The following is a 13843-nucleotide window of genomic DNA, read 5'->3' as shown; positions in this document are numbered from 1 at the left end:
GCGGGATCCGGAGATCGAGAAGGGACCCGATGTATGGCGTACTGGTGGGTGAATCAGGGTCATTCGTTTCGTCAGGAGATAGAGGCTGGGATCCTCTGGGCGCCTACCCGAACCCGGGCTGGTAGCCGCCAATCACACTGGGAAACGATGACGGCGGTGCGTCCAGGCGACACAGTGATCCACTATGCCTCCCAAGTGAGAGCGCTTAGCCTCACGACAACCACCGCGATCCCCGCGCGGCGCCCTCGGGAAATCCCTGGCCTCTGGGGCGGGGATGGCAGACTCGTGCGGACCGTCTACCGGGAGGCATCGCAGGGAGTTCCACTGCAAGACATTCCCGAAGCCTGGCGCGCCAGCCACTCGTCGGATGGGCCATTCAAACACGATGGTGGCGTGAAACAAGGTTATCTATTTCGGGTGGACGATACGTTTTTCGAGCGGTTCATGGGGCGTTTTGGTGACCTGTTTCCAGGCGCTCCTGTCGTGCTACCCGCTGAGGTGAAGGACAGCGCCACCGACCTACTCCGACGGTTACTTGGTCACGACATCTCGACGCTCCATGGACGCCGTAATCGCATCATCGACGTGCAGCCCCCGTATGTCCTCGTGGCAACGGAACGCTCGCCGAACGGGCAACAGATACCCATCGCTGACGTGGAGGCTGCGCTCGCAACTCTCCGCACCGCAGGTCGCGTGCAAATACACCCTACCGAGGTAGGATACCGCAGTGCCTTCATTGGAGCAGTCCTGCTCACTCTTCCAGGAGTTGAGTTGGTAGGAGGGACGCCGCCAGTCATCGCTGTCCGCTCTCTTGCTGCCGCTGATACGCCTGCAAAGCCTCAAGAGACACACACTTACGAGGGCGATCTAAGTCGTCCAGTGACTGCAGCGCAGCGCGGCGAACAGTCCGCCTTGCGCCAGCTTCTGTTCGGCTCTACCACCATTGCAACGTGCGCTCTCTGTGGTGATGCTTACCCTGTCCGTTTCCTGGTTGCCGCGCATATCAAAATGCGGAGCCTCTGTAGCGACGAAGAACGCCGCGACCTGGCCAACATTGCGATGCCTGCATGCCAGTTCGGTTGTGATGCCCTCTATGAAGCCGGCTATATCTCTGTTGGCCACGATGGCATCATTGTGTCGTCCGCACCAGATGCAGATGGGGTGCTTGCTGATCGTCTTGAGAGCCTCGCGGGGCGCCCGTGCCTCTCGTTCTCGGAGGATAACCGTCGCTACTTCGCGTGGCATTTTTCCACGCGGTTTCGTGGCTGATGCCCCGGGCGGCTTATTGCCCACGATCTTCGTATTGGTGAGTTGAGTGGTTCGGCTGGGGATTAATTTCACGCGGTGGTCAGCGCGAAGGGCCCGGCTGGCGCCCCGGTGGGCGGGGTTCCACGGGCCCGGATCGAAACCGGCCGGCCCGGAACTTCACCCGTGGCGGGACATGGTTCGCCCGGTCGCTGGTCGAGACCGGGTTGATCGGCGAATGCCCCCTTCTCGTCCACCCGGCCGTCCTCGGGGCGGGCGAGCGGATCTTCCCGGCGTCGCTGAGCCTCGAGCTTGCAAGCACGACCATCTTCAGCGGCGGAGCCGTCGCCCACGTCTTCGCAGCGCAGCCGTGATCGAGCCCGATCGGTAACCGCGGCCCACCCATCACCCGAAGAGCTCGTCGAGCGAGCCGTCAGGACGGGTGACCAGCCGGCGCTCGGTTAGTGTTCCGGCGTGAACGGAACCTCGCGCGATACTGCTGGGCCGAGATGCCGACCTCGCGACGGAAGATCTGGCGCAGATTGCTGGCTGACCCAATGCCGGTCAGCGCGGCGATCCTTCCGATCGGTTCGTCGCCTGCCTCGAGGAGCCGCTGCGCCGCGAGTATCCGTTCCCGCGTGAGCCATTTCTGCGGGGTAGTGCCAGTGAGGCGCTCGAATCGTCTGGTCAGCGTCCTCGGGCTCATGTGCACGCGTGCTCCCATCGAGCGCAGGGACCACCGCTGGTCCAGGTTCCGGCGCATCCAGTCGAGGAGGTCCGGCAGCGGGTCGCCGGGGTCGGGGCTGAGCGGGACGTCGACGAACTGGGCCTGGCCTCCACTCCGGTAGCCGGCGAGCACCAGCCTGCGGGCGAGGGCGGCGGCGGCGTCCGCGCCGAAGTCCCCCCGTACGACATGCAGGGCGAGGTCGATGCCGGCTGACATGCCCGCAGCGGTGAGGATGCTGCGATCGTCGACGAACAGGGCGCGCGGGTCGACGGCGGCGGCGGGGAACAGCGTGGCGAGCAGCCCGGCCGTCGACCAGTGGGTCGTGACCCGACGGTGGTCCAGAAGACCGGCGTGTCCAAGGATGAAGGCGCCGGTACAGATCGACATGATCCGCGCGCCCCGCCGGTGTGCGCGGCGCAAGGTCCGCAGCAACGCCGGAGGCGGGACGGCGTCCTCCGGAATCCATCCCGGAACGATCAGCAGGCCCGCCTGTTCCGCATCCTCAAGCCCGTACGGCGCGTGAACGCTGACCCCGCCGTCGAGCTCGACCTGGCCGGGCGTGACGGCACAGACCTTCGTCCGGTACCAGGAGCCGAACCGTGCGGAGTAGTCGACGCCGAAGATCTCGTTGATGGTGATGTAGTCGAAGCTGCCCGCGCCCGCGTAGATCAGGATGGCCACAGCTGGACTGTCGAGCGACACCGCGTACCTCCCGCACCTCGCTTGCTGTCGGTCCCATCGGGAGAGATGGGGCTAAACGAGCATCTTAGGAAGACGCAGCCTTTGGAACATCCATACGAGGTCGTGCGCTGAGCGTTCGTCAACCCGGGTGACGGTTGCTTCGGGAGGCGGTCTCAAGACGGTCTATAGCTAGCGGATTCCCGCCGCTTGTGCTCCCGGCGCTTCGCCTGCGCCTGCCCGGTTCACGTCGTCCAGAAAGAGTCCCGCTCCAACTCCGCCCGCGATGGCGGCCCGCGGAACGCCCCCGTACCCAGCTGACTTGCCCATCGGTCAGGAACTCGATCGCCACGACACCCCCGAAAATCGACAAACGCGACCCTCGAAGGCTGCCGGGCCACAGCAGCTCGCGCAGGTGTTTCCTCAACCTCAACACCCACCGGCCCGCGTGGCGACAATGTCCGGTCACGAACCGACAGGATCACGCCGCTCGCCCGCGCGGGTGGCACCGGCACGCCGCCACGGTTCTAACGTCGGTCGCGAGCCTGATCGGCTCGGTCAGTCAACAGAGGTGCACTTCGGCGAAAGGCATCGACATGCGTGAGACATCTGCCGGGCTCCGGCGCAGGACATTGCTCGCCGGCATGGCCGTCACGGTCGCCGGTTCCGTGGGCATCGCCCGACGGGCGGACGCCCGGTCGATGGAACGGACGGCGGTGCTGTCGCGATCGGTCGGCGCGTTCCAGGTGATACCGATAATCGACGCCTCGGGGCCGTTCTTCCTGGACCGGCAGCAGGCGTTTCCCGGAGCGACGCCGCACGACTGGGACCTCGCCCGGAGCATCGACCCCGACGCGTTCGGGGCCGGGGAGACCTGGCAGCTGGACTTCCGCTGCTTCCTGGTCCGCGGACCACGGGACCGGTTGATGCTCGTCGACACGGGCGTGGGGCCTGCCGACAGCCCGGCCTCCAGCTGGGCTCCGACCCCGGGCCGCCTCCCGTCCGAACTGCGCCAGGCCGGCATCGACGAAGCCGACATCGACATCGTGGTGCTGACCCATCTCCACGAGGACCACTACGGCTGGTCCGTCGGGCCGGACGGCGCGCCCATGTTCCCCAACGCCCGGTACGTCATCCAACGCAGCGAGGTCGCCGCGCTGCCGGCCGGCGATACGGCTCTCACATACGTCGTCGATCCATTGCGTGCCGCCGGGCAGCTTCAGCAGGTGGACGGTGCGGCGCGGCTCGCAACGGCCCGCGGGGGACTGGGCGGGTCGATCCGCGTGACACCAACGCCGGGGCACACGCCCGGCCACCAGTCGGTGATCATCGACGGCGACCGCGATCAGGTCGTCATCACCGGCGACGCCCTGGTGCATGCGGTTCAGCTGGTTGACCCGGCGGTGGCATACCGGTACGAGGCAGACCCGGAGACCGCGCGCAAGACCCGCGAGCGGCTGCTCGAGATGGCGCGTCGCAGACACACCGTGCTGGCCACCGCACACCTGCGCCGGCCATGGATGGCAGTCCCGTGACGGCGAACCGTCTGGTGTGCCCGGCGATAGGCCGTGGAAGTTGGTTCTGTGTAGGCATGTCGCGGGGCAAGAGCTGCAGGCGGGATCTGATGAGGGCTCCAGGCCCATCTAGCGGCGGGCTTCGATCCACTCGTCGGTCTGCTCGGCCAGCACCGCCCCGATGAGGCGGATGATGCCGAGCTGCTCGATCAGCTTGTCCACCCGCCTGGTCGAGACGCCCAGCAGAGAAGAGGTGGCCACCACGCTGATCAGCGCCTGCTCGGCCCCCCGCCTGTGTTCCAGCAGGCAGTCTGGGAAGTTACGAGCCCTGACGCAACTTCGGGATGGCCAGCTCAATCGTGCCGGAGCGGGTGCCCCACTCCCGTGCCCGGTAGCCGTTGCGGCTGTTGGTCCGCTCCGGACTGCGCTCCCCATACGGTGCTCCGCACAAGGTGTCGGCCTCGGCTGACATCAACGCCTCGGCCATGGTTTTGACCATGGATCGCAACACGTCGGGGTTGCTTGTCTCGATCTGCTTCGCCAGCCACTGGCCAGGCGTCACACTGTTGTCTACGGCCATCGCCCTCTCCTTTGATCTCGGATAGCACTCAAAGGATCACGCGATGGCCGTCCCTATTTCACGGCCGCCACACATGTGACCAGGTCAAACCCTTACACCACTCCCGTGGACGCAACCGCATGACTGACACCGAAATTGTCGGAAGGGCGGCGTACTGTCACCGACGTGCCAGCCCTGGAACGCGGTGGGAAGCAGGCGAACTCCTGCGGTCTGGGGGAGATGTTTCCGCCCGGCGCATCACTGGGGGATGGCTGAAGCTAACCCCCGCGCTACTTTTTGTCCGACTGACAAAAACGTAGGGTCGGGCCATGAGCGAAGACCGATGGGAGCCGCCAGCCATCTTGCTCGCTGTTGACCTGGTGATCCTTACATTGCGTGATTCGCGCCTACATGTGCTGCTCATCGAGCGCGGCATCGAGCCATACAAGGGCACCCAGGCGCTGCCGGGCGGCTTCCTTCAGCATTCCCAAGAAAGCCTCGTCGCCGCGGCTCATCGAGAACTGGCGGAGGAGGCCGACATGAACGTCGAGACACTCCGGCTGGAGCAACTGGGCGTCTACGACGACCCCGACCGTGACCCGCGAGGCCGCGTGGTGAGCGTCGCCTTCCTCGCCATCGCCCCGAGGCTGCCCGAACCGACCGCCGGCACCGACGCCACCGACGCCTGCTGGCAACCCACCGACCTCGTGCTCTCTGGTGATCTGCGGCTCGCCTTCGACCATCGCCGCATCGTCACGGACGGCGTCGAGCGCGCCCGGGTCAAGCTGGAGCACTCCGCGCTCGCCACGGCCTTCTGCGGGCCGACATTCACGCTCACCGACCTCAAGGACGTGTACGAGGCGGTGTGGGGCATGCCGCTCGACCCGCGGAACTTCTACCGAAAGATCAAGAAAACCGGCGGTTTCATCATCCCGGCCGGTTCGGCGCGCAAGGCCGCGACCGGACGACCGGCCCGGCTGTTCAGAGCCGGCCCGCAAGACGTCCTCTATCCCCCGATGATCCGTCCCGTCGACTCGCCGAACGGAAAGGAGCCGGTGCAGTGAGCCCCGTCGTGATCCTCACCGCCCTAGACCTGGAATACCAGGCGATCAGAGAGAAGCTGGCCGGCCTGCGCCTGCGCCGGCACCCGCAAGGCACCCTCTTCGAGGTGGGCCGCCTGGCGGATGGACGATGCGAGGTGGCGCTGGCGCAGGTCGGCAAGGGCAACCATGCCGCCGCGGTGCTGGCCGAACGCGCCATCGCCGAGTTCCGGCCGGCGGCTCTCCTCTTCGTGGGCGTGGCCGGTGCGCTGCAGACGCACATCGCTCTCGGAGACGTTGTGGTGGCCACGCATGTCTACGCCTTCCACGGCGGCACCAGTGAGGACGACGGCTTCAAGAGCCGCCCTCGCGTCTGGCAGACCTCGCACGCCGCCGAGCAGATCGCCCAGCACCTGCACCGCGGCGGTTCCTGGGCCAAAGGGCTCGACCCTCGCCCGAATGTGCACTTCGGGGCGATCGCCGCCGGTGAGGTGGTCCTGAACTCCCGGCTCTCCGAGCACGCCCGCTGGATCCGCGACCACTACAACGACGCACGGGCGATCGAGATGGAAGGCGCCGGCGTGGCACAGGCCGGACACCTGAACCGGGCGCTGCCCGTCGTCGTGATCCGCGGCATCAGCGACCGGGCCGACGGCACCAAGGAAGCCACAGACCGCGAGCTGTGGCAGCCGCGAGCCGCCGCCAACGCGGCCACGTTCGCCGCGGCTCTGGCCGAGGAGTTGTGCACCGACGAACCCACGACAAGGAGCTCCGCCATGTCCGAGACGGTCAGGAACATCGCCAAAGGGAACGCCCACGTGGGCGTGCAGGCAGGTATCGTGCACGGCGGTATCCGGATCACCCCCGAGACGTCCCGGCCGGCGGACCTGCCCGAGGCGCTGGCCGGGTTCCGTACCCGCCTTTGGCAGGCGTGGGCGGACGGGCGCCTGGACGAGGCGACGTACAAGGCCGCCGAGACGGAACTGGTCACGGCCGACCAGGCACTGGAGACGAAGACGCCAGACCGCGAGAACACGCTGACCCTGGCCCTGAAGAAGCTGCGCGGGCTCGTCGGCGACGTCGCCGACCTGGCCGCGGAGCTGACCGTCATCATCGCCCTGGTGCAGTCCCTGTCATGACAGATCCAGGGCACCGCGTCGAGAACGCGGCCACAGACTCCCACATCGGAGTGCAGGCAGGGACAGTGCACGGCGACGTCATCTACATGACGAGCCCGCAGGACCCGCCCGAGAAGAGGTTCCGGGCCGGCGTCTCCTTTCTGAAAGGCCGCATGCCCGGACCCGCCCGGCAACTCATCAACGAGGCCAGGGTCGACTTCGCCACCAACGAGGTCTACTTCTACTGGTTGCTCGCCATGGTGAGCGGCCGGACGCGGCACGAGCTGACCAAGGACGAAACCGCCCAACTGCGTGACCGGCGCGCCATCATGCGGCTCTCGGGCGACGACCCGTGGCGGGACGGCGTCCGCATCATCGACCGGCTCCTGGAATCGGCGGGAAAAGCCGAGGAGGACATACGGGTCGTCGTCAAAGACCTCGACGCGCTCCGCGAACCGCAACGCAGCCTGATCCTCGATCACCTGGAGCTATACCTCGACGGCCCGATCGAAGACCATCTGTGGCACCTCGCGCTGACCAAGGCCAAGACGGAACAGATGGCCGATGACCGAAAGGATCGGATCTGGAAGTTCTTCCACCCGGCGCCGAAAGCGCCTGAGCGCCGGGCCCCGAAGCCTCCCGACACATCGGTGGCCACTCGGGCCCAGGCCCTGACCGCGACAGTCGTGCTCGTCATGGCCACAGCCCACCTGGGCTATCTGATCCTGCAGAGCGGTCGCATTCTCACAATGCTCGCCTACGTGCTGGGTCTCGGGGGCGCCTACGTCGGTGCGCCGAACGCCGCGGACTGGCGCTTCCGCGTCGTACGCCGTCGCGCCAAAGACAGGGAGTACCTGGGACTCAAAAGCGAGGCCGAGCCCGGCAGCTTCGCCAAGAAGGCGGAGAACCGCATCGACCACTACTTCGCCACCTACCTGCCGCCAGGTGTGGACCGTGACAGCTGGATGGCCCGCACAACGGGGATCCGCCGCAGCCTGCGCGATGAGATCGCGTCGGTTTACGGAGGAATGCGGATCGGGGTCGAGCGCCTCGCCTGGCTCATCCGGCACCGGGCGAGCGAGGCCGGCGCCCGCCATCGACGAGGCACGCTGTGGAGCTACCGAGAGGAACTCGCCACGCCCGGGCCAACGAAAGCTCTGGCGATACTCGGACTCCTCGCTCTCGCAGGTGGAGGCGGTTGGGCAGCGGTAAGCGCCGTGCCGGTCGAGCCCCTGCCGGCCATCGGCACGATTCTCCTCCTGCTGATCTCCGGATGGGTCGGCTCCCGCACGTGGCTTCACATCATCCTTGAGCGCCGCCGCTACGCCGCCGACGAGAGCGAGAGCGACCAGACCTACAAGGGCGACCTGGCTGCCCTGGCCCGCTGGCGCGCGAAGATGGCGGACAAGCCCCGCGACGAGGAGATGGCCGGCTGGCTCGACTGCGACCGGAAAGCGCTTCTCGACGAGGCGTTGCGGCACTACAGGCTGACCATGAGCCATGTCATCGCGCACGCCTTCATCGAGGCTCCTGCCCGGTCGAGCGCACGCGCACGCCTACAAGGTGGCCCATGGCGCTACAAGAGGTACCAACTGCTGGTCTTCCTCATCACCCAGGAAGGCGTCCGCCAGCTCACCGTCACGCTCGACTTCATGAACGGCACCTTCCACGACCGGCAGCGGCTCAACTACCGCTTCGAAACGGTCGCCGCCGTACGGGTCAGCCAGTCGGACAACGACGAACGCGTCTTCCAGCTCTCACTCGTGAACGGTGATGAGATCAGTGTCGAGGTGAGCTCGGGGATGGAGGAGCTACAGCAGGGAGAGGTTCCCGGCGCGGTGTCCAAGGTGTCGTTGGATGCCGCAGGACTGCCCCACACCCTCCACGTTCTAGAAGGAATCGCCGCCGAGGGAAAGAGATGGGTCGAACAGCAAGAGCTACGCACGGGAAACCTCGCGGCCGCCCTGAACGACGCCGAATGAGAGCCCGCTGGGACAATGCCCGCGCGGAGGCGCTGGAATCACCGCGCGTCATCAACGTCAGTAGCTCTCGGGGTTGGCGCGGCAGGTTCAGCGAGTGTCTCGTGGGTCTGCCAGCCAGTGCTGTAGCCATTCGGGCAGCCACTTTGATCCCTGCATAGAGCTGAGGGAGGGGCTTGCTTCCCGGGGCGAGGTTCGTGGCGTGGACGGGCCGGGGCAAGGGGCGAAGGCAGGTCCGTAGTCCGGGGTGGGACCTGCTGCACCTCGGTCAGGCGTCGCTGTGCTTCGGCTGCGCAGTTGGGCCGCCCAGGAGGCGGCGTGAGGGTGACGCCTGCGTCGGTGAGGATGCTCAGGTCGAGGGTCCAGTTGCGGGTCGAACGTGATCGCCCCAGAGAAGGCTGCGTTGATGTGGGCACTGGCTTGGCCGGCGGTCATCCCGAGGACTTCACAGAAGGTGTTCGGCACCAACCCACAAGCGGACGGCGCCGAAGGCCGTGACGGTCGTCGATCCCCGCACGGTGGTCAACCCGACCCAAGCGCGGCAGCTCCTCGACGCCGTGCCCACCGTCGGGCGGAAGCGTGGGCCTCGGCTGAGAGCGCTGTTCGCGTGCATGTACTACGCCGCGCTCCGGCCGGAGGAGGCCGCGGACCTGCGGCTGAGGAACTGCACCCTGCTGGCGTCGGGCTGGGTCTGATCGTCCTGGAGAGAGCGCGGCCACAGGCAACGAAGCGCTGGACCAACTCCGGCGAGACACATGAGTCGCGCAGCCTGAAGCACCGCGCGGACAAGGAGACGCGAGAGATCCCGATCCCGCCTGTCCTGGTCGCCATGCTCCGCGAGCACATCGCCGAGTACGGGAATGCCGAGGACGGCAGGATCTTCAGCACTGGTACCGGCGGGACCTACTCCAGCTCGGCGTATTCCTACGTCTGGCAGGAAGCCCGCAGGCTTGCGCTCACTCCGGAACAGGTCGCCTCGTCGCTGGCTGCCCGACCGTACGATCTGCGGCATGCGGCGGTCTCGCTCTGGCTGAACGCGGGCGTCCCGGCTTCCGAAGTCGCCAAGCGCGTCGGCCACAGCGTGGATGTGCTGTTGCGGGTCTACGCCAAGTGCTTGGACGGTCAGCGCGAGCAGGTCAACAGCAAGATCCATGATGCCCTGGGCACATAGCTCGCGGCTCACCCCCTTTTGGCCCCGGCTCGCCCGGGGTCACTTCACGTCTGGACGACTCCAGGCATCACGGGGTAAGGCGCAACTCGAAATCTGGCGCGTACAAGGCGGGATCTAAGAGTTGACTGGCAGGGACTCCTGCTTTGTAGGCGTTGGCGAGAATCCGACGCATGCGTCCTCCCGCGTACGCCATGTCCGGCTCGGGATCTTCGATGCGGGTGAATCCAGCGGCCTGACGGTCGTCGGTCCACACATGTCCGAGCAATCGTCCGTTCCGGTCATGCACCGCGGCTCGTCGTACCGGGCCGGTGGCCTTGAAATCGTAGGATTCGCTTCTTGAGACGGTAATGGGGGTGACGTAGTCGTAGAAGCGCGGGTTCGGGGTCTCAGTCATCGTAGGGTCCTTTCCATCCGAGGTCAGCATCCATGGACGGTTGGGCGTCCCAGTCGGGGGGCTTGGTCCAGCCATCCGGTACGACGTCCGCTTCCATGTACCAGTGGCCGTCCTTACGGTACACACCACGCACGATGTATGAAGTGCCGCGGCGTAAGAGGATCTCCCGTTCGCCAATGATCTTGGTGATCGGGTACATATTGAGCGCTTCATACCCCTTGGGCACCCGTAACATCACGCGAACATCGCCGTCGAATCCGCCCCGCCGGCCCGCGCTTGTGCTCAAGTAACCCGGTTCGGTGATGACGGCGCCTTCCAGCGCTTCCATGTCCGCAGGGGAATTGGTATCGACCCCCACCGCTTCCAGGAACTTTTTGCCCACGCCTCTGTGCAGGACCACATCGGATGGCAGATGAGACTTGGCGATTGCCCTATCCATGGCGGCGATCTCATCGGCGACTTCGGGTGACCAGACAACGTTGGGGTCGGCGGCCTTTGCGCGTAAGGCTGGGTTGATTTTCATGTAGCCAGGACCACCGTAGGACCGTAATGCGATCAATTCCTCCGTGGTCAGGTCCGGCAGTGGCATGTTGTCCCGCGCCCATGCGCGTCCCTCAGCGTTGGTGGCATGCCGTACGGCGTCGTCCAGAGGATTCGCACCTGGCACCGTCGGCATGCTCTTCGGGGCGTCGATGGGGCCGTCCCCGTCGGGGATGTGGTCCCCGTTGCGGTCGAGGTGTCGCCCGAGGTTGCGGGGGCTGAGGGCGGTCGACGGCTTGGGGCGGATCACGTTCTTGGCGGCCTTGCCCAGAGCTCCGACGGCACGTGTGGTGGCTGAGGTTGCGCCGCTGGTGCCGGCAGTGGTGATTGCCGCCACGATGTCGGGGATGAGCCGGCCGAAGGCTCGATCGGGATTGGACGCCCAGGTATCCCAGTCCAGTGCCGACTTGGCGAACTCGGCAGGGTGCTCCACTCCCTGAACCAGGGCCTGAGCCAGGTCGCTCATGTTGCGTTGCCAGCCCATGAAGTCGAAGATCGCCCGATTGGGAGAGAAGTCGATCACCATCTTGCCCAGGCCGGCCACGCTCTCCACGGCGCCCTTGGCTTGCTCTGTCAGTGGGTCGCCGGAGTTCAGATTCGGGTCGAACGAAGCCTGAAGATGCTGGTTGAAACGGTCCCAGAAACCGCCTGTCACCGGGAGAACTGCTCCGGGGGCGAAGAGCGATTCGTCGACCGAGATCGGCGGTTTGCCGGCGCCGAACAGCTCCGGCTTGTCCAGCTCCATGCGTTCCAGGAGCAGCAGCCGCTTGTTGATCTCAGGGCCTTGGGTGCCGGCCCACGCCGCTACTCGACGGATCGTGTCGGCTGAGGCGGTCGACAGCCAGGCGCCATGCAAAAGGCCCCATAACTCCTCACCGACCGAGTCCAGCGACGACTCGGCCTGGCGCAACGCTTCCTTGAGGCTACGGACGCCCTCAGGAACCATGCCCTCCAGTTGGCCCATGGCTACCTAGGGCTGTCTGCCGGCGTACGGGCTAACAGCGCCCGGAGTTCTTCAACCGCACCGGCGCACGCCCCGATCAGGGCTTGGCGCTGAGCGACCAGTTCGTCGCCGAAGCGCTGAGCGGCTGGGCCGGTCCAGACGTTCTGCGCCATGAGGGTGATGGCGCGGTCGAGACCGGGCCTGGCTTGATCGGTGAGTTCTTCGGCTCGACGTATTGCCTGTTCCAGTTGCTCCCGGGTCATACGTGACTCCTTGGGTGCGACGATCAAGCTTGAGTCCAAGACGTGAGGCCATTGGACTGCGCCCGACCTAACGCGGCAACCGAATCGCCCGGATTGGTCTGAAGTGCTGCATGATGCGACGTCCGCCCATGACAACATGTCTAATGTGGGCGCTTCAGGCTCTATGGGAGTGGTGACCTGGGGGAATGCCTTCAAAAATTCATCAATCGCCTCTAGGGATGAAAGTGGGCGACATTGCGAAGTCATCGCCCGGACACTCTGGGGCAAGTGCCGCCAGCAGCGGCGGATGAACTTCTGATCAAGTCGGCGGGCAACGAGCCGGAACGGCAAGCCTGGGGCCATGCCGCACTGGACCTTCCGCTCCAGGTGCAGCGATCCGCTGCCCATCGAAGCCCCTCGATTGCTGATCAGGGACTGCATTGGGCGAAGATCCCGGTAATCTCAGGACGTATCGGTGATGCGGCCCGACGGGCTTCCGCTCTGATGGCGGATACGCCCCCATACCGCACTAGTCTTTCGTGCTGCCTGGGGGTAGATCCGTGGCCGTTTTCCGGCATTCGGCGGAAAGTCTGGTCCAGCTGGTGTCCGAGTCGGTGCCCGAGCGCGTCCTCAGTGATGTGATCGCTGACTACCTGCGCGCCACCCAAGGGATCAATCCAGGCAGGAGTGAACGAAAGTCCTGGGATCGGAGCATCCCGATTCTGGCCCGGGACCTGGTCAAAGCCGGCCTGGGGGGCGTCGAGATGCTCATCGAGTACCAGCTCCCGTTAACCAGCAAGCGGGCTGACGTCATCCTTGCTGGACGTGACCGGCGGACAGGGGCGGACTCCTACCTGATCGTCGAGCTCAAGCAGTGGAGCCAGGCCGAGCTGTACGAGGACGACGACAAAATGGTGCTGGTGTCGGGCACGGGGCATCGGCCCAAGCTGCACCCGGTTATGTAGGTGAGAGGCTACTGCGAATACCTGGCCGATTTCGTTGGAGCCCTGGATCAGCACCGGAACGCGGTGCGCGGGGTCGCTTACCTGCACAACGCCAGCGATCCGGACATCCACGATCTCTATGACCACGTCGAGGACGAGCGCACCCGGCTCTTCAGCAAGACACGTAGAGGCCAGTTCGTCGACTACCTCAAGGCTCAGTTCGCGCCCGAATCCGGTCCCCACCAGCACGGCACCTGCCGCGTACCCGATCCACCTCACGCGACCTCCACCGTGACCCACTTGGTCTGCGTGACACCCGGCCGGTTAGGCGCGATCAGCCGTACCGAGTAGCCGTGGTCGGCGTCGAGCGTCCGGCCGTTCAGCTTGAGAGCGAGCAGGGCCAGCGGGTTGTTCCAGCTACCTCGCTGCCGACCCTGCCGGGAGGCGGGCGGGGTTCACCGTCCGGCGCCATGGCCGGCACCCCGACCGCGCCGCCGCGCGCCTGGTCCCGCCTGTCGTGCCGGACATCTGTCGTTCGGTCGCCGCTTGCTCACGGTGGAGCCAGCGAGGCCGGCCGTCGTCGCATTGAGCTTGCGGGACCCATCAGGCTTCAGTTGCCCTCTGTGTTCTCGTAACCTGCCGCCAAGTGTCAATCGAGATCACTCGGCTGGTTGACAGGCGATCCCGCTCTGTGACTTGATCTACTAGTTTTCGTACTAGCGATCGAGTTGGAGAGCCCTTGCCATCAC

At 65.9% G+C, this 13843-nt stretch carries 13 protein-coding genes and 1 pseudogene; 8 read left to right on the top strand and 6 right to left on the bottom strand.

Annotation, left to right across the window (positions count from 1 at the left end):
• Positions 1 to 285: 285 nt before the first annotated feature.
• Positions 286 to 1269, top strand: a complete 984-nt coding sequence (locus ACIBG4_RS16360; RefSeq protein ID WP_397202453.1) for a hypothetical protein — start codon at positions 286 to 288, stop codon at positions 1267 to 1269.
• Between the two features lie 409 nt (positions 1270 to 1678).
• On the opposite strand, the gene ACIBG4_RS16355 is transcribed toward ACIBG4_RS16360, so the two are convergent.
• On the bottom strand, positions 1679 to 2653 hold the full coding sequence (locus ACIBG4_RS16355; protein ID WP_397202452.1) for a helix-turn-helix domain-containing protein: 975 nt from the start codon (positions 2651 to 2653) through the stop codon (positions 1679 to 1681).
• Positions 2654 to 3294: 641 nt separating this feature from the next.
• Here ACIBG4_RS16355 and ACIBG4_RS16350 point away from each other — a divergent pair.
• A complete protein-coding gene (locus tag ACIBG4_RS16350) occupies positions 3295 to 4185 on the top strand; it encodes an MBL fold metallo-hydrolase (protein WP_397202451.1) in 891 nt (296 codons plus the stop codon).
• 111 nt (positions 4186 to 4296) lie between these two features.
• On the opposite strand, the pseudogene ACIBG4_RS16345 reads toward ACIBG4_RS16350, so the two are convergent.
• Positions 4297 to 4744 (bottom strand): annotated as a pseudogene (locus ACIBG4_RS16345) (transposase); the annotation flags it as partial.
• Positions 4745 to 5052: 308 nt separating this feature from the next.
• Between ACIBG4_RS16345 and ACIBG4_RS16340 the strand changes: the two are divergent.
• The 5 genes from ACIBG4_RS16340 to ACIBG4_RS16320 all read left to right on the top strand — a co-directional run bounded on the left by ACIBG4_RS16340 (position 5053) and on the right by ACIBG4_RS16320 (position 10031).
• A complete protein-coding gene (locus tag ACIBG4_RS16340) occupies positions 5053 to 5787 on the top strand; it encodes an NrtR DNA-binding winged helix domain-containing protein (RefSeq protein ID WP_310717435.1) in 735 nt (244 codons plus the stop codon).
• Positions 5784 to 6902 carry a purine phosphorylase gene (locus tag ACIBG4_RS16335; RefSeq protein WP_397202450.1) on the top strand — a complete coding sequence of 373 codons (1119 nt, stop codon included), beginning with the start codon at positions 5784 to 5786 and terminating at the stop codon, positions 6900 to 6902. The genes ACIBG4_RS16340 and ACIBG4_RS16335 overlap by 4 nt, the downstream gene beginning before the upstream one ends.
• A 65-nt stretch (positions 6903 to 6967) precedes the next feature.
• Positions 6968 to 8863: a hypothetical protein gene (locus ACIBG4_RS16330; protein ID WP_397202449.1), complete on the top strand. Its 1896-nt coding sequence runs from the start codon at positions 6968 to 6970 to the stop codon at positions 8861 to 8863.
• Positions 8864 to 9354: 491 nt separating this feature from the next.
• Positions 9355 to 9555 carry a hypothetical protein gene (locus ACIBG4_RS16325; RefSeq protein WP_397202448.1) on the top strand — a complete coding sequence of 67 codons (201 nt, stop codon included), beginning with the start codon at positions 9355 to 9357 and terminating at the stop codon, positions 9553 to 9555.
• Between the two features lie 134 nt (positions 9556 to 9689).
• Entirely contained in the window at positions 9690 to 10031 is a 342-nt protein-coding gene (locus ACIBG4_RS16320) for a hypothetical protein (protein ID WP_397202447.1), read from the top strand.
• A 67-nt stretch (positions 10032 to 10098) separates the two neighbouring features.
• On the opposite strand, the gene ACIBG4_RS16315 is transcribed toward ACIBG4_RS16320, so the two are convergent.
• From ACIBG4_RS16315 to ACIBG4_RS16305, 3 genes are read right to left on the bottom strand one after another with little or no spacing between them, the layout of a single operon-like run.
• Positions 10099 to 10425: a hypothetical protein gene (locus ACIBG4_RS16315; protein WP_397202446.1), complete on the bottom strand. Its 327-nt coding sequence runs from the start codon at positions 10423 to 10425 to the stop codon at positions 10099 to 10101.
• A complete protein-coding gene (locus ACIBG4_RS16310; protein ID WP_397202445.1) occupies positions 10418 to 11929 on the bottom strand; it encodes an ADP-ribosyltransferase in 1512 nt (503 codons plus the stop codon). The genes ACIBG4_RS16315 and ACIBG4_RS16310 overlap by 8 nt, the downstream gene beginning before the upstream one ends.
• A 2-nt stretch (positions 11930 to 11931) precedes the next feature.
• Positions 11932 to 12171 carry a hypothetical protein gene (locus ACIBG4_RS16305; protein ID WP_397202444.1) on the bottom strand — a complete coding sequence of 80 codons (240 nt, stop codon included), beginning with the start codon at positions 12169 to 12171 and terminating at the stop codon, positions 11932 to 11934.
• A 539-nt stretch (positions 12172 to 12710) separates the two neighbouring features.
• Between ACIBG4_RS16305 and ACIBG4_RS16300 the strand changes: the two genes are divergently transcribed.
• Complete coding sequence (locus tag ACIBG4_RS16300; RefSeq protein WP_397202443.1) at positions 12711 to 13115, top strand: hypothetical protein; 405 nt, start codon at positions 12711 to 12713, stop codon at positions 13113 to 13115.
• A 254-nt stretch (positions 13116 to 13369) separates the two neighbouring features.
• Here ACIBG4_RS16300 and ACIBG4_RS16295 read toward each other — a convergent pair whose 3' ends face one another.
• Positions 13370 to 13477 carry a molybdopterin-dependent oxidoreductase gene (locus ACIBG4_RS16295; protein WP_397202511.1) on the bottom strand — a complete coding sequence of 36 codons (108 nt, stop codon included), beginning with the start codon at positions 13475 to 13477 and terminating at the stop codon, positions 13370 to 13372.
• Positions 13478 to 13843: the final 366 nt, after the last annotated feature.

Source organism: Nonomuraea sp. NPDC050383 (assembly GCF_044459125.1).
Taxonomy (GTDB): Bacteria; Actinomycetota; Actinomycetes; order Streptosporangiales; family Streptosporangiaceae; genus Nonomuraea.
The sequence above is the reverse complement of the archived record's forward strand: the minus strand, read 5'-3'. Positions and strand labels throughout refer to the sequence as shown.

Bases quoted from the DNA above. Each gene is read 5' to 3' on its own strand.
- ACIBG4_RS16320 (WP_397202447.1), top strand. From the start codon at position 9,690: ATGCTCCGCGAGCACATCGCCGAGTACGGGAATGCCGAGGACGGCAGG.
- ACIBG4_RS16310 (WP_397202445.1), bottom strand. From the start codon at position 11,929: ATGGGCCAACTGGAGGGCATGGTTCCTGAGGGCGTCCGTAGCCTCAAG.
- ACIBG4_RS16305 (WP_397202444.1), bottom strand. From the start codon at position 12,171: ATGACCCGGGAGCAACTGGAACAGGCAATACGTCGAGCCGAAGAACTC.
- ACIBG4_RS16340 (WP_310717435.1), top strand. From the start codon at position 5,053: ATGAGCGAAGACCGATGGGAGCCGCCAGCCATCTTGCTCGCTGTTGAC.
- ACIBG4_RS16315 (WP_397202446.1), bottom strand. From the start codon at position 10,425: ATGACTGAGACCCCGAACCCGCGCTTCTACGACTACGTCACCCCCATT.
- ACIBG4_RS16350 (WP_397202451.1), top strand. From the start codon at position 3,295: ATGGCCGTCACGGTCGCCGGTTCCGTGGGCATCGCCCGACGGGCGGAC.